20 protein-coding genes are annotated in these 20,973 nt (G+C 64.8%); 12 read left to right on the plus strand and 8 right to left on the minus strand.

Annotated elements, in window-relative coordinates; genetic code table 11:
- Nucleotides 1-14 precede the first annotated feature (14 nt).
- Entirely contained in the window at nt 15-965 is a 951-nt protein-coding gene (locus LV82_RS06145) for a TAXI family TRAP transporter solute-binding subunit (protein WP_104070022.1), read from the minus strand.
- Between the two features lie 131 nt (nt 966-1,096).
- Here LV82_RS06145 and LV82_RS06150 point away from each other — a divergent pair, with 131 nt between their 5' ends.
- The 5 genes from LV82_RS06150 to LV82_RS06170 all read left to right on the plus strand — a co-directional run bounded on the left by LV82_RS06150 (nt 1,097) and on the right by LV82_RS06170 (nt 7,448).
- Nucleotides 1,097-2,809 (plus strand): ATP-binding protein, encoded by a 1,713-nt coding sequence (locus LV82_RS06150; protein WP_104070024.1) that lies wholly within the window; start codon nt 1,097-1,099, stop codon nt 2,807-2,809.
- Nucleotides 2,806-4,053, plus strand: a complete 1,248-nt coding sequence (locus tag LV82_RS06155) for a sigma-54-dependent transcriptional regulator (RefSeq protein ID WP_104070025.1) — start codon at nt 2,806-2,808, stop codon at nt 4,051-4,053. Before LV82_RS06150 ends, LV82_RS06155 begins: the two co-directional genes overlap by 4 nt.
- 238 nt (nt 4,054-4,291) lie before the next feature.
- Nucleotides 4,292-5,299 (plus strand): TRAP transporter substrate-binding protein, encoded by a 1,008-nt coding sequence (locus LV82_RS06160; RefSeq protein ID WP_104070027.1) that lies wholly within the window; start codon nt 4,292-4,294, stop codon nt 5,297-5,299.
- 76 nt (nt 5,300-5,375) lie between these two features.
- The gene (locus LV82_RS06165) at nt 5,376-6,056 is read left to right on the plus strand and encodes a TRAP transporter small permease (protein ID WP_104070028.1); all 681 of its coding nucleotides are present in this window, start codon (nt 5,376-5,378) and stop codon (nt 6,054-6,056) included.
- A 3-nt stretch (nt 6,057-6,059) separates the two neighbouring features.
- On the plus strand, nt 6,060-7,448 hold the full coding sequence (locus LV82_RS06170) for a TRAP transporter large permease (protein ID WP_104070030.1): 1,389 nt from the start codon (nt 6,060-6,062) through the stop codon (nt 7,446-7,448).
- Nucleotides 7,449-7,567: 119 nt separating this feature from the next.
- On the opposite strand, the gene LV82_RS06175 is transcribed toward LV82_RS06170, so the two are convergent.
- Nucleotides 7,568-9,235, minus strand: a complete 1,668-nt coding sequence (locus tag LV82_RS06175; RefSeq protein WP_104070032.1) for a Na/Pi cotransporter family protein — start codon at nt 9,233-9,235, stop codon at nt 7,568-7,570.
- A 50-nt stretch (nt 9,236-9,285) separates the two neighbouring features.
- Nucleotides 9,286-10,050: a sirohydrochlorin chelatase gene (locus LV82_RS06180; RefSeq protein ID WP_245873087.1), complete on the minus strand. Its 765-nt coding sequence runs from the start codon at nt 10,048-10,050 to the stop codon at nt 9,286-9,288.
- A 105-nt stretch (nt 10,051-10,155) separates the two neighbouring features.
- On the opposite strand from LV82_RS06180, the gene clpP reads away from it, so the two are divergent.
- The 5 genes from clpP (at nt 10,156) to LV82_RS06205 (ending at nt 13,537) form a co-directional block, all read left to right on the plus strand.
- A complete protein-coding gene (gene clpP, locus LV82_RS06185; protein ID WP_104070034.1) occupies nt 10,156-10,785 on the plus strand; it encodes an ATP-dependent Clp endopeptidase proteolytic subunit ClpP in 630 nt (209 codons plus the stop codon).
- Between the two features lie 108 nt (nt 10,786-10,893).
- A complete protein-coding gene (clpX, locus tag LV82_RS06190) occupies nt 10,894-12,162 on the plus strand; it encodes an ATP-dependent Clp protease ATP-binding subunit ClpX (RefSeq protein ID WP_104070035.1) in 1,269 nt (422 codons plus the stop codon).
- A 153-nt stretch (nt 12,163-12,315) separates the two neighbouring features.
- On the plus strand, nt 12,316-12,690 hold the full coding sequence (locus LV82_RS06195; protein ID WP_104070037.1) for an NADH:ubiquinone oxidoreductase subunit NDUFA12: 375 nt from the start codon (nt 12,316-12,318) through the stop codon (nt 12,688-12,690).
- Nucleotides 12,690-13,154 (plus strand): outer membrane lipid asymmetry maintenance protein MlaD, encoded by a 465-nt coding sequence (mlaD, locus tag LV82_RS06200; protein WP_104070038.1) that lies wholly within the window; start codon nt 12,690-12,692, stop codon nt 13,152-13,154. Before LV82_RS06195 ends, mlaD begins: the two co-directional genes overlap by 1 nt.
- Nucleotides 13,151-13,537, plus strand: coding sequence for a DUF2155 domain-containing protein (locus LV82_RS06205; RefSeq protein WP_104070040.1), 387 nt, complete (start codon nt 13,151-13,153; stop codon nt 13,535-13,537). The genes mlaD and LV82_RS06205 overlap by 4 nt, the downstream gene beginning before the upstream one ends.
- On the opposite strand, the gene aat is transcribed toward LV82_RS06205, so the two are convergent.
- The 3 genes from aat to accB are packed head-to-tail and all read right to left on the minus strand — an operon-like array spanning nt 13,474 to nt 15,983.
- Nucleotides 13,474-14,103 carry a leucyl/phenylalanyl-tRNA--protein transferase gene (gene aat, locus LV82_RS06210; RefSeq protein ID WP_104070041.1) on the minus strand — a complete coding sequence of 210 codons (630 nt, stop codon included), beginning with the start codon at nt 14,101-14,103 and terminating at the stop codon, nt 13,474-13,476. The genes LV82_RS06205 and aat overlap by 64 nt on opposite strands.
- Before the next feature lie 19 nt (nt 14,104-14,122).
- Entirely contained in the window at nt 14,123-15,469 is a 1,347-nt protein-coding gene (accC, locus tag LV82_RS06215; RefSeq protein ID WP_104070043.1) for an acetyl-CoA carboxylase biotin carboxylase subunit, read from the minus strand.
- Between the two features lie 7 nt (nt 15,470-15,476).
- The gene (gene accB, locus LV82_RS06220; RefSeq protein ID WP_104070044.1) at nt 15,477-15,983 is read right to left on the minus strand and encodes an acetyl-CoA carboxylase biotin carboxyl carrier protein; all 507 of its coding nucleotides are present in this window, start codon (nt 15,981-15,983) and stop codon (nt 15,477-15,479) included.
- A gap of 256 nt (nt 15,984-16,239) precedes the next feature.
- On the opposite strand from accB, the gene LV82_RS06225 reads away from it, so the two are divergent.
- Together LV82_RS06225 and LV82_RS06230 are read left to right on the plus strand one after the other, a co-directional pair.
- Entirely contained in the window at nt 16,240-17,139 is a 900-nt protein-coding gene (locus tag LV82_RS06225; RefSeq protein ID WP_104070268.1) for an EamA family transporter, read from the plus strand.
- Between the two features lie 4 nt (nt 17,140-17,143).
- Nucleotides 17,144-17,755 carry an inner membrane-spanning protein YciB gene (locus LV82_RS06230; RefSeq protein WP_104070046.1) on the plus strand — a complete coding sequence of 204 codons (612 nt, stop codon included), beginning with the start codon at nt 17,144-17,146 and terminating at the stop codon, nt 17,753-17,755.
- Here the strand turns inward: LV82_RS06230 and LV82_RS06235 are convergent.
- Together LV82_RS06235 and LV82_RS06240 are read right to left on the minus strand one after the other, a co-directional pair.
- A complete protein-coding gene (locus LV82_RS06235; RefSeq protein ID WP_104070047.1) occupies nt 17,752-19,806 on the minus strand; it encodes a capsular polysaccharide biosynthesis protein in 2,055 nt (684 codons plus the stop codon). The genes LV82_RS06230 and LV82_RS06235 overlap by 4 nt on opposite strands.
- Complete coding sequence (locus tag LV82_RS06240) at nt 19,806-20,957, minus strand: polysaccharide biosynthesis/export family protein (protein ID WP_245873088.1); 1,152 nt, start codon at nt 20,955-20,957, stop codon at nt 19,806-19,808. Before LV82_RS06240 ends, LV82_RS06235 begins: the two co-directional genes overlap by 1 nt.
- Nucleotides 20,958-20,973: the final 16 nt, after the last annotated feature.

Raw genomic sequence — 20,973 nt, forward strand, 5'->3', positions numbered from 1 at the left:
GGGCCGGTTTGGACCTACATCAGGCCAGCCTCGCGATAAAAGCGCTCGGCGCCCGGATGCAGCGGGATCGGCATTCCGTTCAGCGCGTTTTCCAGCTTGATCTGGGCCGCCGCCTTGTGTGCCGCTTCAAGCTCGCCCAGGTTTTCGAACAGAAGCTTCGTCATCTGATAGGCGGTTTCGTCGGACACGTCCTGGTGCGTGACAAGGAAGTTGACGATGGCCACGGTCGGCACGTCTTCGTCCTGCCCCTGGTAGGTACCTGCGGGGATGGTTGCGGCAATGTAGGGCGCGCCCAGCTTCTCGACGACCTCGGGCGGGATCGACACCATCTGGATGTCGATCGAGGTCGAGAGATCCTTGATCGAGGCCACGCCCAGACCCGCCGATTGCAGCGTCGCGTCCAGCTGGCGGTTCTTGATCAGCTCGACCGACTCGGCGAAGGGCAGGTATTCGACCTTGCCCAGATCCTCATAGCTCATGCCCGCGGCGGCAAAGATCTTTCTTGCGTTGAGTTCCGTCCCCGACTTGGCCGCACCGACGGAAAGGCTCTTGCCCTTCAGGTCTGCCAGCGTGCGGATGCCGGAATCGGCCGAAGCCACGATCTGCACATAGTTGGGATAGATCGCCGCGATTCCGCGCAGCTTGTCCAGCGGCGCCTTGAAGCCCGCCTCGGCGTCGCCCTCCCAGGCCAGCTTGACCGAGTCGCCAAGCGCGAAGGCAAGCTCTCCCTTGCCCTGCTGCAGCAGGTTCAGGTTCTCGACCGACGCCTTGGTGGACTGGACCTGGACGCGTGCGCCCTCGATCTTTTCGCCATAGACCTTCGACAGGGCGACGCCCAGCGGATAATAGACGCCCGACGTGCCGCCGGTAAGGATGTTGATGAACTCCTCGGCGCGCGCCGCGCCGGGAAGCGTCAGGACGGCGGCCGTGGCCAAGGCGACCAGCCGCGATTTCAGATGGATCATTGTTTCCTCCCTGGATCGATCCTTTCGACCGTGCAATCCAAGCACCGTGTCGGCCCTCAGGGCAAGCCCCGTCGTCCGCCTCTGGCATTCGCCGCATACTGCTGGCAGATTGCCGGAAAAAGGAGAGGCGAATGCTGCGCCGGCTTCTGGCCCCATTGATGTTGTTCCTGTTGTTCGCGGCCGTGACGGGCGGCGTGTGGTGGAACGCGCTTGCCCACGCGCTGGACAGGCTGGAGGAGCGTGGCCGGGCCGATCTTGCGCTGTCGGGCGATCGCCTGATCGGGCAATTGCAGCGCTATCGCGAGATGACGGTCCTGATCGCGGGGCATCCGCAAATCCGGCAGCTTGCCGAGCGTCCCGACAGCGACCCCGTTCAGGCGCATCTGGTCCTGCAGAAGGCGGCCGACATCACCGGATCGGACGAACTTGTCGTCGTCGGTGTCGCGGGGCAGGTTCTGGCGTCCTCGGACGATGCCGCGCGGGCGGGGCGAGACCTGTCGGACGCGCCATCGGTCCGCCGCGCATTGCAGGGGGCGCTGGGCTTTCACCACGAGGTGGAGCCCGGCACGGGGCGTCGCCTGTTCGTCTATGCCGCGCCGGTCTTTTCCGACGATGGGCCCGTTCTGGGCGCGGTCGTGGCCCGGATCGACACCGAAGCGGTCGAGGTCGTCTGGCGCGGCGAACCGATGATCGTCTTCTTCAGCGACCGGCAGGGAACGGTGTTCGTTTCGAACCGGGACGAGCTGATCCTGGTCGATCTGGTGCGCCGCGACGGCGGGCGGAACTATCTGGGGCAGGATGCGCGCCGCCTTGGAGGGCACGAGATCTGGGTCCTCAATGGCGGGCCATATCTTCCACGGCGCGCATTGCACCTGACGCGCCCCCTGCCGGTAATCGGCATGACCGGCGAGGCGCTGGTGGACATCGCGCCGGCCGAGCGCCAGGCGATCCTGCAATCCATGCTGGCGGCGGCGGCCTTTGTCGTGGTTGGCGCGGCATTGTATGCCCTGTGGGAGCGTCGGCGCGCATTGGCGACCAGGCTGGCGGCCGAGGCCGAGGCCAATGCGCGGCTGGAGACGCGCGTGGCCGAGCGCACGCGGGAATTGTCACAGGCCAACGAATTGTTGCGCCGCACGCAGGCCGAGCTTGTGCAGGCGGGCAAGCTGTCTGCTCTGGGCCAGATGTCGGCGGGGATCAGTCACGAGCTGAACCAGCCGTTGATGGCGATCCAGTCCTATGCCGAGAATGCCGCGCAATTCCTGCAGCGGGGCGAGCCCGGCCGCGCCGCCGACAACCTGTCGCGTATCGCCGATCTTGCACGGCGGATGGGGCGGATCATACGCAACCTGCGGACTTTCGCGCGGCAGGAAAGCGACGGGATGGGCGATGTCGATCTGGTCGCGGTGGTTCAGGCCGCACTGGAGCTGGTCGAGCCACGCCTGTCCAGGGCGGCCATCACGGTGGACTGGTCCGTTCCCGATGCTCCGGTAATGGTGCGCGGCGGAGAGGTCCGCCTGCAGCAGGTCGTGGTGAACCTGCTGTCCAACGCAGCCGATGCGATCGGTCAGGGCGGCCGTATCGGCATTGCGTTCGACCGGCATGGCACCCGCGTTTCCCTGCGCATACGCGACACGGGCCCCGGTATCCGCGAGCCGGAGCGCATCTTCGACCCGTTCTATTCCACCAAGGAGGTCGGCGCATCCGAAGGCATGGGGCTGGGGCTGTCGATCTCGTATTCCATCGTCAAGAGCTTTGGCGGTTCGATCAGCGCGCGCAACCCGGCCGAGGGGGGTGCGGAATTCACCGTCGAGCTGGATGCCGCGCAAGGAGCAAGAGCAGCATGAGCGACCGCGTTCTACTGGTCGATGACGATCGCGCCGTGCGAGAGGCCTTGGGCCAGACGCTGGAGCTGGCCGGCCTGCGCCCGGTGCTGGCGGGCAGCTTCATCGAGGCCAAGGACCATATCGGCCGCGACTTTGCCGGTATCGTCGTATCCGACATCAGAATGCCGGGTCGCGATGGCTTCCATCTGCTGGAGCACGCCAGAAAGACCGACCCCGAGCTGCCGGTGATCCTGCTGACCGGCCATGGCGACGTGCCGATGGCGGTCCGGGGCATGTCCGCGGGGGCATTCGACTTTCTGGAAAAGCCCTGCAACCCTTCGGATTTCGTTGCGGTGGTGCAGAAGGCGCTCAAGACCCGGGCGCTGGTTCTGGAAAACCGAGCCTTGCGGCGCGAGATCCGGCGCGGGGATGCGGCGGCGCGGATGCTGGTCGGGACGTCAGCCCTGTCCGAGCAGATGCGCGAGGCGGCGCGGGCCGCGGCGCGCAGTTCGGCCGAGGTTCTGATCTCCGGCCCGCCGGGTTCGGGAACCGCGAAGATGGCCGAGGTCATTCATCTGCTCTCGGCCGCGGCGACCCGTCCCCTTCTGAAACTCTCCGCCGCCACGGCGGATGCGCCCATGCTGGCCGATACATTTTCACGCGCCGAAGGGGGCACGATCTTTCTCGACGAGATCGCCGCCATGGCGGCCGGGGCGCAGTTCGCCCTGATTGACCTGATCGACTCCAATCCGGGCATCCGCGTGATCGCCGGGACCTATCGCGACCTTGAGGGCGAGGTGCAGCAGGGGCGGTTCAATCCGGACCTGTTCTACAAGCTGGACGTGATCCGGGTGCGCATTCCCGCCCTGAAGGAGCGCCCAGAGGACATCCCCGTCCTGTTCCGTCATTACGTGGCCATTGCCTGCGAACAATCCGACCTGCCGATGCCCGAGATCACGCCCGAGGTGATCGCCGAACTCATGGCGCAGGACTGGCCGGGCAATGCGCGATCGCTGATGAACGCGGCCATGCGCTTTGCCATGGGGCTGGACGCGATCGGCCCCGAACGGTCACGCTTGCAAGGCGCGGCACCGCTGGGGCTGGTCGAGCAGATGGCGCGGGTCGAGCGGTCGCTGCTGATCGAGGCGTTGCAGCGTCACGGCGGAAACGCGACCGAGGCCGCCGCCACGCTGAAGCTGCCGCGCAAGACATTCTATGACAAGCTAGCGCGGCACGGAATCCGGCCCGAAACCTATCGTCGTTGAGCCCGATTTGTGCGGAATTTCGCACAGTTAACGGTAACGGCTGTGTGATCCTTCGCACGCCGGATCGGGGTCTTGCCCGGACGTGGTAGAGAAAATGAAATGAAAACAACAATTTGAGGATCGTTTCTTGACCGCCTGCAAGGACGCTTGATCGCGCGCGACTGGCGTGGCTCATCAAGAAGCGTCCGCCGTCAGCGCGATGCTGGCGGCGCAGAATGCTGCTAGGGAGGAATCCGGAATGAAGAAACTGACCGCGACGATGACCGCCGTCGCGCTGGCCCTGTCCGCCGGCGCCGCGATCGCAAGCCCCGGCTGCGACGAAGGCGAGATCGTCATCAAGTTCAGCCATGTCACCAATGCCGACAAGCACCCCAAGGGCATTGCCGCCAACCTGTTCGCCGAGCGGGTGAACACCGAGATGGACGGCAAGGCCTGCATGGAGGTCTATCCGAACTCGACCCTGTACAATGACGACCAGGTGCTCGAGGCGATGCTGCAGGGCGATGTGCAGTTCGCCGCGCCTTCGCTGTCGAAGTTCGAGGCCTTTACCAAGCAGTTCCAGATCTTCGACCTGCCGTTCATGTTCAAGGACATCAACGCGGTCGACGCCTTCCAGAATTCGGAAGTCGGTCAGAAGATGAAGAACTCGATGGTTCGCCGCGGTCTGCAGGGGCTGGAATTCTGGCACAACGGCATGAAGCAGATGTCGGCCAATCGCCCGCTGCTGATGCCCGAGGACATGAAGGGGCTGAAGTTCCGCGTCCAGCCTTCGGACGTGATCATCGCCTATATCGAACAGCTGGGCGCCTCGGCGCAGCCGATGGCCTTCTCGGAGGTCTATGGCGCGCTGCAGACGGGCGTCGTGGACGGGCAGGAGAACACCTGGTCGAACATCTATGGCCAGAAGTTCTACGAAGTTCAGGACGGCATCACCGAGACCAACCATGGCGTGCTGGATTACCTGGTCGTGGCCTCGGTGGACTGGCTGGAAAGCCTCGATCCCGAAATCCGCGAACAGCTGCTGACGATCCTGCATGAAGTCACTGTCGAGCGGAACGCCGCCGTCAATGAGGTCGATCAGCAGGCCCGCCAGGCGATCCTGGATGCCGGTGGCGTGATCCGCGAACTGACGCCCGAACAGCGCCAGGCCTGGGTCGATGCGATGAAGCCCGTCTGGGCCAAGTTCGCCGATGGCATCGGCCAGGAAAACATCGACGCGGCGCAGAGCTTCAATTCGGGAAGCTGAGCGTTTCGGATGAAATGACTTGCCCGGGCCCGGCGGAGGATCGCCGGGCCCGGCGCACAGAAGGGGGGGGGCTGGCATGAGCGGTCATCATCGCCCGACGACGACGTTGGGCCGTATCGTCAACGAACTCGAGGAAACCTTCATCGCCCTGATCCTGGGTGCGATGACGGTGATCACCTTTGTCAATGTCGTGCTGCGATATCTCTTCAATTCCTCGCTGATCTGGGGACTCGAGGTCACGCTGGCGCTGTTTGCGTGGCTGGTGCTGTTCGGGATGTCCTACGCGGTCAAGGTCACGGCCCATCTTGGGGTGGATGCGGTGATCAACGTGCTGCCGTCACGTGGGCGCCGGATCCTGGCCCTGATCGCCGCGCTGTGCTGCCTTGCCTATGCCTTTCTGCTGATGAAGGGTGCGTGGGATTACTGGGCGCCCTTCGCGGGCTTCCAGCAGACCGGGGGGCGGTGGTTCCCGGACGGGTTCATCCCCACCCGCGACCGGGCCTGGTACGAGACCGACCAGATCCCAATGCCCGAATGGCTGCGCTTCATCGAGCCGATCTTCAACCAGGGCGAGCACTACGAGAAGCTGCCGCGCTTCATTCCATACGCGATGTTGCCCATCGGCGCGGCGCTTCTGCTGTTCCGCGTCGCCCAGGCAACCTGGCAGATCATCACCGGGCAGCGCGACAGCCTGATCGTCAGCCACGAGGCCGAAGATGCCGTGGCCGATGTGCGCCATCTGAACGAAGGGGAATAAGGCATGGAAGTCGTTCTTCTTTTCGCGATGGTCATCGGCTTCATGCTGATCGGTGTGCCGATCGCGATTTCGCTGGGCCTGTCCTCGACGCTCTTCCTGCTCTGGTTCTCGGAAACCTCGCTGGCCTCGATCGCGCAATCGCTCTATCAGGCGATGGAGGGGCATGCGACGCTGCTGGCCATTCCGTTCTTCATCCTTGCCTCGACCTTCATGTCCACGGGTGGCGTGGCGCGGCGGATCATCCGGTTCTCGATCGCCTGCGTGGGGCATCTGCCGGGCGGTCTGGCGATCGCGGGCGTCTTTGCCTGCATGCTGTTCGCGGCCCTGTCCGGCTCGAGCCCCGCGACCGTGGTCGCGATCGGCTCGATCGTGATCGCAGCGATGCGCCAGGTGGGCTATTCCAAGGATTTCGCGGCGGGCGTCATCTGCAATGCGGGCACGCTGGGAATCCTGATTCCGCCGTCGATCGTCATGGTCGTCTATGCCTCGGCCACCGATGTGTCCGTCGGGCGCATGTTCCTTGCCGGCGTATTCCCCGGCCTGCTGGCGGGCGGCATGCTGATGACGACGATCCTGATCTGGGCGATCTGGAAGAAGATGCCGCGCGAGGAATGGAAGGGCTGGGGCGAAATCTTCGACAGTTTCTCGGAAGCCTTCTGGGGCCTGATGCTGATCGTCATCATCATGGTCGGTCTGTACGGAATCCCTGGCGTGACCTCGGCCATCTTCACCCCGACCGAGGCGGCGGCGGTGGCCTCGGTCTGGGCCTTCATCGTGGCCTGCTTCATCTATCGCGACATGGGACCGCTGGCGCGCGAGGGGCAGAACCTGACCCTGCTGCAAAAGCCGATCGCGCTGGTCACGGCCTTCTTCCACCGCGATACGCGCGACACGCTGTTCGAGGCGGGAAAGCTGACGATCACGCTGATGTTCATCATCGCCAACGCGCTGATCCTGAAGCATGTGCTGACGGACGAGCAGATCCCGCAGAAGGTGGCGGGCGCGATGCTGGACGCGGGCTTTGGCAAGATCATGTTCCTTGTCATCGTCAACGTGATCCTGCTGATCGGTGGCCAGTTCATGGAACCGTCCGGCCTGATCCTGATCGTGGCGCCGCTGGTCTTCCCGATCGCGATTTCGCTGGGTGTGGACCCGATCCATCTGGGCATCATCATGGTGGTGAACATGGAGATCGGCATGATCACGCCCCCGGTCGGGCTGAACCTGTTCGTGACGTCGGGCGTGGCCGGCATGTCGATGATGCGGGTGGTGCGCGCTGCCGCGCCCTTCCTGGCGGTGCTGTTCGTGTTCCTGATTATCGTCACCTATGTGCCGGTCCTCTCCACCTGGCTGCCGACCCGGGTGATGGGCCCCGAAACGATCATCAAGTGACGTCCGACAATGCGGCCGCTCCGTCTCGGCCCGCTCCGTCTCGGCCCGCTCCGTCTCGGCCCGTCGTGACCGGGACCCCGGGGCCAGCCCTTCGGTGGCTGGCCCCGGCTGCCAGCCAATCAGCCCGTCTGGCGGCTTAGCCGGCTCGACAGCAGATCGCCCGTCTCAGACAGGATCGGATAGGCGATCATCGCAAATGCCGCGTTGACCTGTTTCAGGGCGCGCAGCGTCTCCTGGTGGATGTTCGATGTCTCGATGCTTTCGACGCGGCCCTGTTTCAGCCGCTCCAGATGCGAGCGCTGAAGCTGCTGTTCAATATCGCGAATCCGGTCCTTCTCGACGACCAGCGCGCGGGCGGCGTCCGGGTCCATCGTCACCAAAAGGTTGAGCCCGGCCTGAGCATTGGCCAGAACGCGGTCGTGGAAGTCGCACAACTCGGCCCAGCCCTCGTCCGAGAAGGCCAGCCCAAGCCGCTCGCGCCGCTGCGCGAGATTCAGCATCGTGTCGCTGATCGTGTTGCCGGCGCCCTCGAGGTTCACCGCGATATCGGCCAGGGCAAGGATCCGCCGGGCAATCGTGTCGTCATCGCCCACGCTGCGGGTCAGCCGCGCCAGGTACAGCTTGATCGCGATATGCATCCGGTCGATTTCGGCATCGCGGTCGCGGATTGCCTGCGCGGTCGCTTCGTCCCACTGGCGGTACAGGCCCATCACCGGGCGCAGCATGGCTTCGACCGATTCGCCCATCGCCAGGATCTCGCGCCGGGCGCAGGTCAGGGCCCGGTCGGGATTCGTCAGTGCCTCGGGGTCCAGTGCCGAGATTCGCGCAATCCGCGCCTGGGCGACCGGCGAGGCCACCATGCGTTCGGCCAGAGCCATGACAGGGCTGGCAAGGACAAGCCCCACGAGCATCAGAACGAGATTGAAGACGATGTGCAGCACGATAAGTTGCGTTGCCGGCGTCGCGCCCAGAAGATCCAGCGGCGGAGCCATCAGCGAGAGGACAAACAGCACCGTCACGGCCGCGCCACCGCGCAGCACAAGATTTGCCCGAATGACCCGACGCGCCGAAATCTCGGCGTTCAACGTCAGCACATGGGCGATCATCGCGCCCCCCAGATTGGCCCCCAGCACCATCGCGGCCCCGACCGGGGCCGGCAGCAGCCCCTCGGCCGCCAGGGTCACGAAGACAAGAACCGCGGCGACCGAGGATTGCACCCCCCATGCAAACAGACCTCCGATGAGGAAGGCCGTGAACAGGTCGTTGCCAAGATAGGAAATCGCGATCCCGACGCCGGGGCTGGAGACAAGCGGCCCTGTTGCCGCGCGCAGCATGGACAGGGCGACGAAGATCAGCGCCAGTCCGATCAGAACGCGCCCGGCCATGCGCAGCTCCAGCCGCGATGTGCGCAGGAACAGCGTCACGCCGGCAAGCAGGAGCAACGGAACCACCCAGTCCATCCGCACCAGAAGGATGCGCGCCACGATCGCCGAGCCAAGATCGGCGCCAAGAACGATCGACAGTGCCGCAATCCCGGGCAAAGCACCCGAGGCGACGAAGCCCGCAACCAGAATGGCGACCGCCGTCGAGCTTTGCAGCAAGACCGCCGCGCCCGTTCCGGCCAGTGCCGCCCGAAGGCGATATTCGGCGCTGCCCCGCAGCAGCTTGCGCAGGTCGGCCGACCATCCGCGCTCGACCCCCGTGCGAACCAGGCGCACCGCCCACAGCAACAGCGCGGCTGCGCCGGCGACATGCAGCAGGAACAGGCTGGGTGACAGGCTTGGCATCGATCGTTCCCTGATATCAGGCAGAGGGGAACCACCGTGTCACGGAATGGTCAGGCTGTGCAATCCCACACGGCCTGCCGCGCGGCATGCGCTAGTATTTCCGGAATGCGTGGATGCAGACCAATGGGATCAAGCAGGTGACCGGCGAAACCCGCCTGCGACAGGGCGTCGGGGACATCGTCGCGCACATGGCCCCAGCGCGCCACGAAAAGCGGCAGGCACAGGGCCTTGTGATCGGTATTGCGCGCGGCATCGACAAGCCGGGGGCTCTCTTCGATGAAGCCCGTCGCAATCGATCTCAGGGGCAGTGCGGTCCGTAGCGCCGTTTCGATCGCCCGTGCGGCTGCGGCCGGCGCCCTGCTGCGCCCCGAGCCATGGGCGGCCAGAAGCAGCGTGCTGTCCTGCGCGCGCCATCCTAGCGCATCCAGCGATTGCGCGACGATGTCGCGCGCCAGTTCGGTCAGCTCGGGCATCAGGCCCAAGGGCGTCAGGATGCGCAGTCCGGGCCGACCTGCCTTGGCAAGGCGGCGGGGCAGGGCCGTTTGCGTGAACCAGCCATCGGCCATGAACAGGGGCAGGACGAATGGATCGTCAAGCCCGTCCAGCGCGCGCGGCAGGGCAGTCGGGTCCGCCAGCGTCGCCGCGCCGACGCGCCAGCCGGGCAGACGTCGCGCGACCCGGGCCGCCAAGGCGTTCATTTCGGCCTCGGCGGGGTGCGGGTCAGAGGGCTGGCCATGGGCCACGATCAGAAGTTCCGACGACATGTCCGGAACATAGTCCGCCGCGCGCGCCTGGCAATGCACGATTGCGCGCATCGCCGCTTGCCCTTGCAGGCCCCCGAACGGCTGACTAAGACATGGGTAACGCCCTGTCGCTATGGCAGGGAACGGGTATCACGTGAGACAAGAGGCGGACCGAGCATGAAAGACCCCATTGACCTGTACATGAACACCCTCGTGCCGATGGTGGTCGAGCAAACCTCGCGCGGCGAGCGGGCCTACGACATCTATTCGCGCCTGCTGAAGGAGCGGATCATCTTCCTGTCCGGCCCCGTGCATGACGCGATGGCGACGCTGATCTGTGCGCAGCTTCTGTTCCTCGAGGCAGAGAACCCGAACAAGGAAATCGCGATGTACATCAACAGCCCCGGTGGCGTCGTGACCTCGGGCCTGTCGATCTACGACACGATGCAGTATATCCGTCCAAAGGTTTCGACCCTGGTGATCGGCCAGGCGGCCTCGATGGGATCGCTGCTCTTGACCGCGGGCGAAAAGGGCATGCGCTTCTCGCTGCCCAACAGCCGGGTGATGGTGCACCAGCCCTCGGGCGGCTATCAGGGCCAGGCGACCGACATCTGGATCCATGCGCAGGAGACGCTCAAACTCAAGCGCCGCCTGAACGAGATCTATGTCAAACATACGGGCCAGACCTATGAGGACGTCGAGGCCGTGCTTGAGCGCGACAAGTTCATGTCGGCCGAGGAGGCCAAGGAATGGGGCCTGATCGACGAGATCCTGACCGCGCGCGAGGGCAAGGACGACAAGAAGTAAGCCCCGTGGGGCACTTTTTGGCATTGTGAAGGCCGATAGGCTGCCCTAATCTTGATGACAGTCGCGGCCATCAGGCCGCGCCATGACAGAAGGCCGCAGAGGATTACGATGGCGAACACTTCCGGCAGCGACAGCAAGAACACCCTCTACTGCTCTTTCTGCGGAAAGTCGCAGCATGAGGTGCGCAAGCTGATTGCAGGCCCCACGGTCTTCATCTGCGACGAATGCGTCGAATTGTGCATGGACATCATCCGCGAGGAAACCAAGTCCTCGGGGTTCAAGGCCAAGGATGGTGTTCCCACGCCGCGCGAGATCTGCAAGGTTCTTGACGACTATGTTATCGGTCAGGACCACGCCAAGCGCGTGTTGTCGGTGGCCGTGCACAACCATTACAAGCGCCTGAACCATGCTGCCAAGTCGAATGACATCGAGCTGGCGAAATCCAACATCCTGCTGATCGGTCCGACCGGCTGCGGCAAGACGCTGCTGGCGCAGACGTTGGCACGTATCCTTGATGTGCCGTTCACCATGGCCGATGCGACCACGCTGACCGAGGCCGGCTATGTCGGCGAGGATGTCGAAAACATCATCCTGAAGCTGCTGCAGGCCGCCGAATACAATGTGGAACGCGCGCAGCGCGGCATCGTCTATATCGACGAGGTCGACAAGATCACGCGCAAGTCCGACAACCCCTCGATCACCCGCGACGTCTCGGGCGAGGGCGTTCAGCAGGCGCTGCTGAAGATCATGGAAGGCACCGTTGCCAGCGTTCCGCCGCAGGGCGGGCGCAAGCATCCGCAGCAGGAATTCCTGCAGGTGGACACGACCAACATCCTGTTCATCTGCGGTGGCGCCTTCGCCGGGCTGGAGCGGATCATCGCCCAGCGCAACAAGGGCTCGGCCATGGGCTTTGGTGCCGAAGTCAAGAGCCCGGACGAGCGCAATGTCGGCGAGCTGTTCAAGGACTTGCAGCCTGAAGACCTGCTGAAATTCGGCCTGATTCCCGAATTCGTCGGCCGCCTGCCGGTCATCGCGACGCTGGAGGATCTGGACGAAGACGCCCTGGTGCGCATCCTGACCGAGCCGAAGAACGCCCTGGTCAAGCAGTATCAGCGCCTGTTCGAGATGGAAGGCGTCAAGCTGACCTTCACGCCCGACGCGCTGAAGGCGATTGCCCGCCGGGCGATCGAACGCAAGACCGGCGCGCGCGGATTGCGCTCGATTCTCGAGGATATCTTGCTGGAGACGATGTTCGAACTGCCTGGCATGTCTTCGGTCGAGGAAGTCGTGGTCAACGAAGAGGCCGTCGAGGCCGGTGCCAAGCCGCTGTTGATCCACACCGACAGCAAGACCGAAAAGGCCGCGACGGCGGGTTGATCCGCCGGGCCGGAAACTTTGCCGAACGGGCGGTGCCGATGGCGCCGCCCGTTTGCATTTCGGGCCGCAAGAGGCGGCGGCATTCGCGCAACCTCTGGACCTTCGGCGCGCCATCGTTATAACGGGGCAGGACACGGCCTGGAGGGTATCTTGATGAATTTCCTGCTTCGCCTTCTGACCTGGTGGAATGGCCAGACGATCGGGACGCAGCTCTTCACCGCGCGGCGGGGCGTGAAGGTCGGCGAAGACGACCAGGGCAACGTCTATTACCAGACGCGCGACGGCAAGCGCCGCTGGGTCATCTATAACGGCGAATCCGAAGCGTCGCGCATCAGTCCCGACTGGCACGGCTGGCTGCACCACACCTGGGACGAGCCGCCCACCACGAAGCCGCTGAAGCACAAGCCTTGGGAAAAGCCGCATCACGAGAACTACACGGGCACGCCGCTGGCCTATGCGCCTGCCGGTTCGCTGCGCCGCCCTGTGCCTGTCGAGCGTCGTGACTACGAGGCGTGGAGCCCCGAATAGTGTCCTACAGCGTCTCTGAAGTCCTGACCGGGGCAGCCGTTCTCGCCGTTGCAGCGGGCTTTGTCCTGTATGCTTCTGGCGAAGGGCCGGTCAGCCGTGGGGGGCAGGAATACGAGCTGATGGCCAGTTTCCGCTCGGCCGAGGGGATCACGGTCGGCACCGATGTGCGTATGGCGGGGGTGAAGATCGGTCGGGTGATCGACCTGCGCCTGAACCCGCAGACCTATCGCGCCGACGCGACCTTTACCGTGGACGGTGCAATTGCCGTTCCCGACGATTCGACCGCCATCATCGCGTCAGAGGGATTGCTGGGCGGGTCCTATCTGGAGATCCAGCCGGGCGGCAGCCCCATGAATCTTGAACCCGGCACCGAGATCGAGAACACGCAGGGCGCGGTCAGCCTGATCTCGCTGATGATGAAATTCGCCGACAGCAAGAGTTCTTCCGACACGGTCGCGCCATGAGAACGCTGGCCCTGATCCTTGGTCTTGCCGGGCTGGGCACGGTGGCCATGGCCCAGGAGGTCGCAAGCGCGCCCGGCGCGATGCTGCGCGGTCTGGATAAGGTGGCCACAGATACGACGGATCTGGATCTGGCCGTCGGCCAGAGTGCAACCTATGGTCGGCTGGACGTGCGTCTTGGCGACTGCCGCTATCCCGTGGACGACCCCGATTCGGATGCCTATGCCTATCTGACGATCCGGGATCGGAGCTCTGGCGAAGTCCTGTTCGACGGATGGATGATCGCCTCGAGCCCGGCGCTGTCGGCGCTTGACCATCCGCGCTATGACGTCTGGGTCATCCGCTGCAACAGCTCGGACGCCGAGGGCACCGGGGGCACACAATAATCGGCATCGATCGCAAGCGCCGAGTGCAGCCTGCGATGGTATTCGGCGCGCGGAATTTCCACGGCACCCAGTGAGGCCAGATGCGGCGTCAGGAATTGCGTGTCGAACAGGGTGAATCCCGCCTGGCGCAACCTGTCCACCAGATAGGCCAGCGCGATCTTTGACGCGTTGGTTCGGGCCGAGAACATGCTTTCCCCGAAAAATGCCCCGCCCAGCGTGATCCCGAAAACGCCGCCGGCAAGCGCGCCGTCCTGCCAGACTTCAAGCGAATGCGCATGGCCGCAGGCATGAAGCTCGGCATAGACCCTCTCGAGCGCGGCATTGATCCAGGTTTCGGGCCGCGCCGCGCAGGCGCGCACCACCGCGTCAAAGGACGCATCCGTGCGGATCTGGTAATCGCCCCGCCGAATCGCGCGGCGCAGCGACCGCGAGAGGTGAAATCCGTCCAGGGGAAATATGCCGCGCCGACGCGGGTCGATCCAGTGAAGCCCCGCGTCATCACGGCTTCCAGCCATTGGAAAGATGCCGCTGGCATAGGCGGCCAGCATCATCTCTGCACTCAGCATGGCCGCCCCTGACCGCCGTTCAGGCGAACTTCTTTTCCAGCCACTTTTCCAGCCAGTGGATGGAATAATTGCCCGACTGGATGTCCGGCTCTTCCAGAAGATCGTGGAACAGCGGAATCGTCGTGTCGATACCGTCCACGATCAGCTCTGACAGGGCGCGCTTCAGCCGTGCCAGGGCCTCTTTCCGGTCGCGTCCATGGACGATCAGCTTGCCGATCAGGCTGTCGTAGTAGGGCGGGATCGTATAGCCGTCATAGATCGCCGAATCCATGCGAACCCCAAGGCCGCCGGGGGCGTGGAAATGCGTGATCTTGCCGGGGCAGGGGGTGAAGTTGGGCAGCTTCTCGGCGTTGATGCGAACTTCAATCGCATGGCCGTTGATCTCCAGCTCGTCCTGGGTGAACGACAGCGGATAGCCCTCGGCGACGCGGATCTGTTCGCGCACCAGGTCCACGCCAAAGATGGATTCGGTGACGGGATGTTCGACCTGCAGGCGGGTATTCATCTCGATGAAGTAGAAATTCCCGTCCTCGTACAGGAATTCGATCGTGCCCGCCCCGGAATAGCCCAGCTTGGCGACCGCGTTGGCGCAGATCTCGCCAATGCGGGTGCGCTCGGCTTCGCTGATCGCGGGCGAAGGGGCTTCCTCGAACACCTTCTGGTGGCGGCGCTGCAGCGAGCAGTCGCGTTCGCCCAGGTGGACGGCATTGCCCTTGCCATCGCCGAAGATCTGGATCTCGATATGGCGCGGGCGCTGCAGGTATTTCTCGATATAGACTTCGTCATTGCCGAAGGCCGCCTTGGCTTCGGCTCGCGCGGTCCGAAAGGCTGACTCCAGTTCATCGGCATCGCGCGCGACCTTCATGCCTCGGCCGCCGCCACCGGCGGTTGCCTTGATGATGACGGGATAGCCGATCTGTTCCGCGATGCGGCGCGCATCCGCGACATCGGCCACGCCACCATCGGACCCCGGGACCACGGGGATGCCCAGGCTTTTCGCCGTTTCCTTGGCGGTGATCTTGTCACCCATGATGCGGATATGTTCCGCCGAAGGGCCGATGAAGGCGATCCCGTGATCCTCCAGCGCCTGCACGAAGGTGGCGTTTTCGGACAGGAAGCCATAGCCGGGATGGATCGCGTCCGCCCCCGTGATCTCGCAGGCCGAGATGATGGCCGGTATCGACAGGTAGCTTTGCGATGACGGCGCCGGCCCGATGCAGACTGATTCATCCGCCATGCGCACATGCATGGCATCGGCGTCGGCGGTGGAATGCACGGCGACGCTGCGGATGCCCATTTCCCGGCAGGCGCGGATCACGCGAAGCGCGATTTCGCCCCGGTTTGCGACGAGGATCTTCTGGAACATCTCGCCCTCACTCGATGATGAGAAGGGGAGCGCCGTATTCGACCGGGGTGCCGTCCTCGACCAGGATGCGCTTGACGGTGCCGGCCCGCGGCGCGGGGATGTGGTTCATCGTCTTCATGGCCTCGATGATCATGACGGTCTGGCCTTCCTTGACCTGGCTGCCGACCGTCACGAAGGGCTCGGCGCCGGGTTCGGGCGCCAGATAGGCGGTGCCCACCATGGGCGAAGTCACCGCGCCCGGATGGTTCGCAGGATCCGACGGGATCTCCGGCTTCTCTGCCGGGGCCGCGGCTGGCGCGGGGGCTGGCGCGGGTGCCGCCGGGGCGGGTGCGGCCAAAGGCGCCGCTGCGACTGGGGATGCGACCTGCGGCGCATATTTCGACACGGTCACGTTCAGCCGGTCGTTTTCGCCATATTCGCGCTTGACGCTGATCTCGGCCAGGTCGTGCTGGTTCAGCAGGTCGGCCAGTGCCTGAATGAAGGCGACGTCATTTTCGTGGGATGATTTGGTCATCGCTGTCCTCGATCGGTCCTGTCGGCGGCCCGTCTTTCGTCGCGGGCCCGCTTTATCTGGCCGCTTATACGCCGTCATGCTTGCGGTGGAAAGTCACACTTTCCCCTTCGTCACGAAGGCAAGGGGCACACGCAAAGTACCACGCCCCACGATCGGCGCGGGCCGCCCGGCTGGACGCCCAATGCGATTGGTCATAATGGCTGTGGCCATGCAGCGCGCCCGCCGTGGCGTGGTGGCTGGCAAGGATGCAGGCGACATGACCGACTGGCTGATTTCCCTGGAAGGTACCGAGGCGGGCCGACAGGTCGCGATCGCACTGGCGCTACTGGCGGCCTTCCTGCACGCGCTGTTTGGCGCGTTGCAGAAGGGGCGGCACGATCCATGGCTGTCGCGTGCGGCAATCGATGCCAGCTATGGCATCATGGCCGCACCCGTTGCCCTGTTCGTCGTTCCCTGGCCCGAGCCGCATATGTGGCCGATCTTCGGAATCGTCGCGCTGATTCATGTGGGCTACAAGCTGGCACAGGCGATGACCTATGCGCGCGGGGCCTATTCTGTCGTCTATCCCGTCGTGCGCGGGACGGGCCCCTTCTTTGCCGTGATCGGCGCGGGCCTTCTGTTCGGCGAACGGTTCACGTCCGGGCAATGGATGGGGGTGCTGGTGCTGATGACAGGCATCTTTGGCCTGGCGCTGTACAACCTGCGCCATGTGACGGTCGATCGCGCGACGATGATCCCGGCGCTGGGCTGGGCGGTCGTGACCGGAGCCTTCGTTGCGGCCTATACGACCTATGACGCCTATGGAATCCGGGCCACCGCCGATCCGTTCACCTTTCTGGCCTGGTTCTTCATGATCGACGGCATTTTCATGCCGCTGTGGACATGGCGTCGCTGGCGGGCCCTTCCGTCGTCCGAGGTTCTGCCGCTCATGAAGCGGGGCATCGCCGGCGCCTTCGTCGCCTTTTTCAGCTTTGGCGCGATCCTTCTGGCGACCCGCATCGGCAATGTCGGCGAGGCAGCGGTGCTGCGCGAAACCTCGGTCGTCTTTTCGGCGCTTGTGGCCTGGCTCATCCTGGGGGAAAAGGTGGGACCGCGACGGCTGGGCCTGATGGCGTTGATCGCCGCGGGCGCGATGATGGTGAAACTGGCGGGATAGGGCCATGAACGACAAGCACAAGCGGATCAATCCCTGGCTGAAGATCGGGCTGGAACTGGGCCCGGTCATCGCCTTCTTCGTGGTCTTTTCACGGTTGCGCGACCAGACGGTGACGATCGGGGGCGCGGAATATGGCGGCTTCGTCGTCGCTACGGCGGTGCTGGTGGTGCTGGTGGCCATCTCGACAGGAATCCTGTGGCGTATGACCGGGCGTCTGGCGCCGATGCAGATGGTCACGCTGGTGCTGGTGGTCGTCTTCGGCGGGCTTTCGGTCTGGCTGAACGATGGACGCTTCATCAAGATGAAGCCCACGCTGCTGTATCTTCTGTTCGCGGGAATCCTGGCCTTTGGTCTGATGCGCGGCCGGTCCTATCTGGCGCTGGTCCTGGACGAGGCGATGCCGCTTCGGCACGAAGGATGGATGATCCTGACGCGCCGCCTGGCCCTGTTCTTTGCCGCGCTGGCCGTGGCGAACGAAATCGTCTGGCGCACGATGTCCGACGCGGCATGGGTGAACTTCAAGACCTTCGGGCTGACGGCGGCGCTGTTTGCATTTTTCATTGCCCAGGGCGGCCTGCTGAAGAAATACGGGCCCGAGGAAGACGACCGCGCCTAGCGCCACAGCCAGGCCTGGCTGGCAAGAAGGCCCTGCACGCGCGACAGGGTGCGGTTGGCCGCGCCCGGAACAGGGATCTGCCTTTGCACGAGGCGGTCCACGACGACTTCGGGCGGGCAGGGCAGGCCGCTGACCGGATCCAGATAGCGCGGATAGGCAATCAGTACCGCGTGGGCCAGCGCGGCAAGACTCGGGCGTGCCTTGCGGCGGGCCGGGGCGGGGAACAGGTCCCGCGTCAGCCCCCATCCCGCGTAGAAGGGCGCACCAAGACAGACCACGCGCTTGCCACGCAAAAGGGCCTCGAAACCAAGGGTCGAGGTCATCGTCCAGATCTCGTCCGCGGCCTCGATCGCCGCCGCGGGGCTGACATCGCGCAGGATGACGTCGGCATGGCGCAAGGCATCTTCCTCGGCCACATGGCCGATGCGCAGGCCCGCCTCGACATCCGGGTGCGGCTTGTAAAGGATCACGGCATCGGGATTTTCGGCCCGGACCTGCGCCAGAAGGTCGATATTGCGCCGTACATCGCCCGCGCCAAGACGGATCGAGGCATCGTCCTCGACCTGTCCGGGAACGAGTATCCGCCGCCCATGGGGAAGATCCGGCAGCGCGCCGGACTCGGGGCTGTATTTCGACAGGCCAAAGCGGATGAGCCGTCCGACAAGACGTTCGGCGCGCGCCTCGCCGCCCGGTGGGGGACCCTTGGCGATCAGGCGCTCCAGTTCGCTCATGCGCAGAGGGTCGTAGTAGATGCCCCAGCGATCGACGACCAGCGACATGGGCGGGACCAGTTCCGCCCCCAGCCCGCGCGAACGGATGAAACCGTCCTCGACCCGCGTGACATTCAGTCCGCGCGCAAGCGCCGTCAGGCTTTCGGGTTCGCGGCTTGCCCAGACCATCACGCCCCGGCCTTCGCGCCGGGCGCGCGCGACGGCGCGGCCGGGATCGGATTCGAAACGCAAGGGGCGATGGCGGCCAAAGAACCGTTGCAGATGCGGCCGTTTCCAAAGACGCATGCCCAGCGCGACATGGCCGCCATGATCCTCGCGCCAGGCGCGCACGCTGGCTTCGAGCTGGTCCACCGCTTCCTCGAAGCTGCAAAGCCGGTCGCGGCAGGGATCGTACCAGGTTGGCGCCAGGATCATGGCCGCGGCGAAAAGCTGCGCCCGCGTCAGCCGCTTTTCCCGCCGGGCGACCGGATTTTCATCCTGCGTCAGGCCCCAGCCAGCATAGAATGGCTGTCCGAAGACGCGCGGCTTGTGCCCGGCCAGGATGGCCTCGAAGCCCATATGCGATGAAACGGTATAGACCGCGACCGCGCCATCCAGCAGCTCCCATGGCGAAACGGGGTCGGTCAGCAGGCTGATCCGCCCCTTGGCATGGCCCATGTTGTAATGGCCCATGCGCCGGCCGGCGACGGTTTCGGGATGCGGTTTGATGATGATCCGGGCGCCGGGGTTTTCTTCCTGCGCGAACACCAGCATTTCCCGAAAGGTCGAGGCCGAGGCGCCGCCATGACGGATCGAAGCGTCGTCGCGCACCTGGTCGATCACCAGGACATAGCCCGGATCGGGCGCCCGAATCCGGGGGTCGAAGGCGTTGTATTTCGACAGGTGCAGCGCTTTCAGCCGCGCGATCCCGTCGCGGGCGCGATCAAGAATCGCCGTGTCGTCCATCGCGTTCGTGCGGATGATATGCTCGATCAACGAGGGACGCGCGCTGTCGAAATGTACGCCATGCGGATCGATCAGCAGACCCAGCGGCGGCTCGTGCCCTTCGCGCGCCGGATGGATCGAACGCAGGAAGGCATCCTCGATCCGCAACAGGCCGGCCCCGCTGCGTTGGGCGATCTTCTCGGCCCGCTGCGATGTCGGACTGCGTCCCCAGGCGGCGACCATCGCGCCCTGTCCGCGCGGCCAGCCCAGCCGCATGCGATACCCGGCAAGGGTCAGGATGCGGCGGATGGTGCGATCGGTCAGGAACGTCGTCGAATAGGCATAAAGGGGGGTGGCATCGGGGCTGCCGGTGCCATCGCCCGCCCTTTCGGCCATCAGTTCCCCACGGTGGACAGCGTGTCAGCCGACCGGACGGTGCCCGTTATGGCCGACAGCAGCTTCTGCCACTGCACATAGGGGGCCTCGGTCACATAGACCATGTCCTTGTCGCGGATCATGAATTCCTGCGCATTGAACATCGCCTGCGGTTGGGTCAGGTCGATGACATAGACGATGCGCTGGGGCGTCGTGATGTCGGACCGCTTCAGGACGGCACGCGCGACTTCGGGTTCCTCGATGCGAAGGATGAAGATTCCGGTCGGATCGGCGCGGTTCGAGGACAAGCCGCCGACCTGGGCCAGGGCCTCGATCGCGGACAGTTCCTGGGTCTCGAAATCGACAAGCGTCTGCGCGCCGGTTGCGCCCATGGCCGTGAATTTCCGCTGGTCCTTTTCGACCAGGATGATGTCGCCCGGCCGCAGCGCGATGTCATAGCGTGAGTCGGTGTACAGGTCCTTCAGCCAGACACGTTCGGTCATGCCGTTGCGCTTGACCACGACCTGCGCGATTTCCGGTTCGATCGCGACGCCGCCGGCCTTGGCCAGCATCGCGGCCAGGGTGCGCGTTGGCCGCTCCAGAGGATAGACGCCCTGCGCGCCGACATTGCCCACGACCGAAACGGTCGCGCCATCGCCGGCCACGCGGGTGACCAGGACTTGCGGGTCGGGGGTCTGCTCGGCCAGCTTGGCCGTGATCACGCGGCGAAGCGACTCGGGCGTGTTCCCGGCCGCCTTGATGCGGCCCGCGTACGGCACAAAGATATAACCGTCGCCATCCACCTGCATTTCCTGCAGATGCGTGGCGTTCATCCCCGGGCCGGCCAGCAGGCCATTGTCGACGTTTTCCCAGACCGTCAGGCCCAGGACGTCGCCGGGCATGATGACGTCGGAGCCGATCGTGCCCGCCTTGATGAATTTCGACGAAAATCCCAGCGGCGGGCGCACGTTGGTGATGCGCGCGACCTCGGCAGTGACGGGCACGACATGGGCCGGGACTGCGTTTTCCTCGGATGTGCCGACCAGCTCGCCCCGCGTCGGGCCCGAGCGCGGCAGACCGCATCCGGCAAGTCCCAGGGCCACCGCAAGCAGCGCCGTGCCCAGCGCCATGCGTGAAACCGGGGTTTTCGACGAAATGACCTTCACGGGCATCCTCCACTCATGTCCC

It is taken from the genome of Albidovulum inexpectatum (genome assembly GCF_002927635.1).
In the GTDB taxonomy this organism is placed as follows: Bacteria; Pseudomonadota; Alphaproteobacteria; order Rhodobacterales; family Rhodobacteraceae; genus Albidovulum; species Albidovulum inexpectatum.

What these genes read in the sequence shown, in the direction of transcription:
- LV82_RS06145 (WP_104070022.1), bottom strand. Translation starts at nt 965, where the DNA reads ATGATCCATCTGAAATCGCGGCTGGTCGCCTTGGCCACGGCCGCCGTC.
- LV82_RS06150 (WP_104070024.1), top strand. Translation starts at nt 1,097, where the DNA reads ATGCTGCGCCGGCTTCTGGCCCCATTGATGTTGTTCCTGTTGTTCGCG.
- LV82_RS06155 (WP_104070025.1), top strand. Translation starts at nt 2,806, where the DNA reads ATGAGCGACCGCGTTCTACTGGTCGATGACGATCGCGCCGTGCGAGAG.
- LV82_RS06160 (WP_104070027.1), top strand. Translation starts at nt 4,292, where the DNA reads ATGAAGAAACTGACCGCGACGATGACCGCCGTCGCGCTGGCCCTGTCC.
- LV82_RS06165 (WP_104070028.1), top strand. Translation starts at nt 5,376, where the DNA reads ATGAGCGGTCATCATCGCCCGACGACGACGTTGGGCCGTATCGTCAAC.
- LV82_RS06170 (WP_104070030.1), top strand. Translation starts at nt 6,060, where the DNA reads ATGGAAGTCGTTCTTCTTTTCGCGATGGTCATCGGCTTCATGCTGATC.
- LV82_RS06175 (WP_104070032.1), bottom strand. Translation starts at nt 9,235, where the DNA reads ATGCCAAGCCTGTCACCCAGCCTGTTCCTGCTGCATGTCGCCGGCGCA.
- LV82_RS06180 (WP_245873087.1), bottom strand. Translation starts at nt 10,050, where the DNA reads ATGCGCGCAATCGTGCATTGCCAGGCGCGCGCGGCGGACTATGTTCCG.
- clpP (WP_104070034.1), top strand. Translation starts at nt 10,156, where the DNA reads ATGAAAGACCCCATTGACCTGTACATGAACACCCTCGTGCCGATGGTG.
- clpX (WP_104070035.1), top strand. Translation starts at nt 10,894, where the DNA reads ATGGCGAACACTTCCGGCAGCGACAGCAAGAACACCCTCTACTGCTCT.
- LV82_RS06195 (WP_104070037.1), top strand. Translation starts at nt 12,316, where the DNA reads ATGAATTTCCTGCTTCGCCTTCTGACCTGGTGGAATGGCCAGACGATC.
- LV82_RS06205 (WP_104070040.1), top strand. Translation starts at nt 13,151, where the DNA reads ATGAGAACGCTGGCCCTGATCCTTGGTCTTGCCGGGCTGGGCACGGTG.
- aat (WP_104070041.1), bottom strand. Translation starts at nt 14,103, where the DNA reads ATGCTGAGTGCAGAGATGATGCTGGCCGCCTATGCCAGCGGCATCTTT.
- accC (WP_104070043.1), bottom strand. Translation starts at nt 15,469, where the DNA reads ATGTTCCAGAAGATCCTCGTCGCAAACCGGGGCGAAATCGCGCTTCGC.
- accB (WP_104070044.1), bottom strand. Translation starts at nt 15,983, where the DNA reads ATGACCAAATCATCCCACGAAAATGACGTCGCCTTCATTCAGGCACTG.
- LV82_RS06225 (WP_104070268.1), top strand. Translation starts at nt 16,240, where the DNA reads ATGACCGACTGGCTGATTTCCCTGGAAGGTACCGAGGCGGGCCGACAG.
- LV82_RS06230 (WP_104070046.1), top strand. Translation starts at nt 17,144, where the DNA reads ATGAACGACAAGCACAAGCGGATCAATCCCTGGCTGAAGATCGGGCTG.
- LV82_RS06235 (WP_104070047.1), bottom strand. Translation starts at nt 19,806, where the DNA reads ATGGCCGAAAGGGCGGGCGATGGCACCGGCAGCCCCGATGCCACCCCC.
- LV82_RS06240 (WP_245873088.1), bottom strand. Translation starts at nt 20,957, where the DNA reads ATGCCCGTGAAGGTCATTTCGTCGAAAACCCCGGTTTCACGCATGGCG.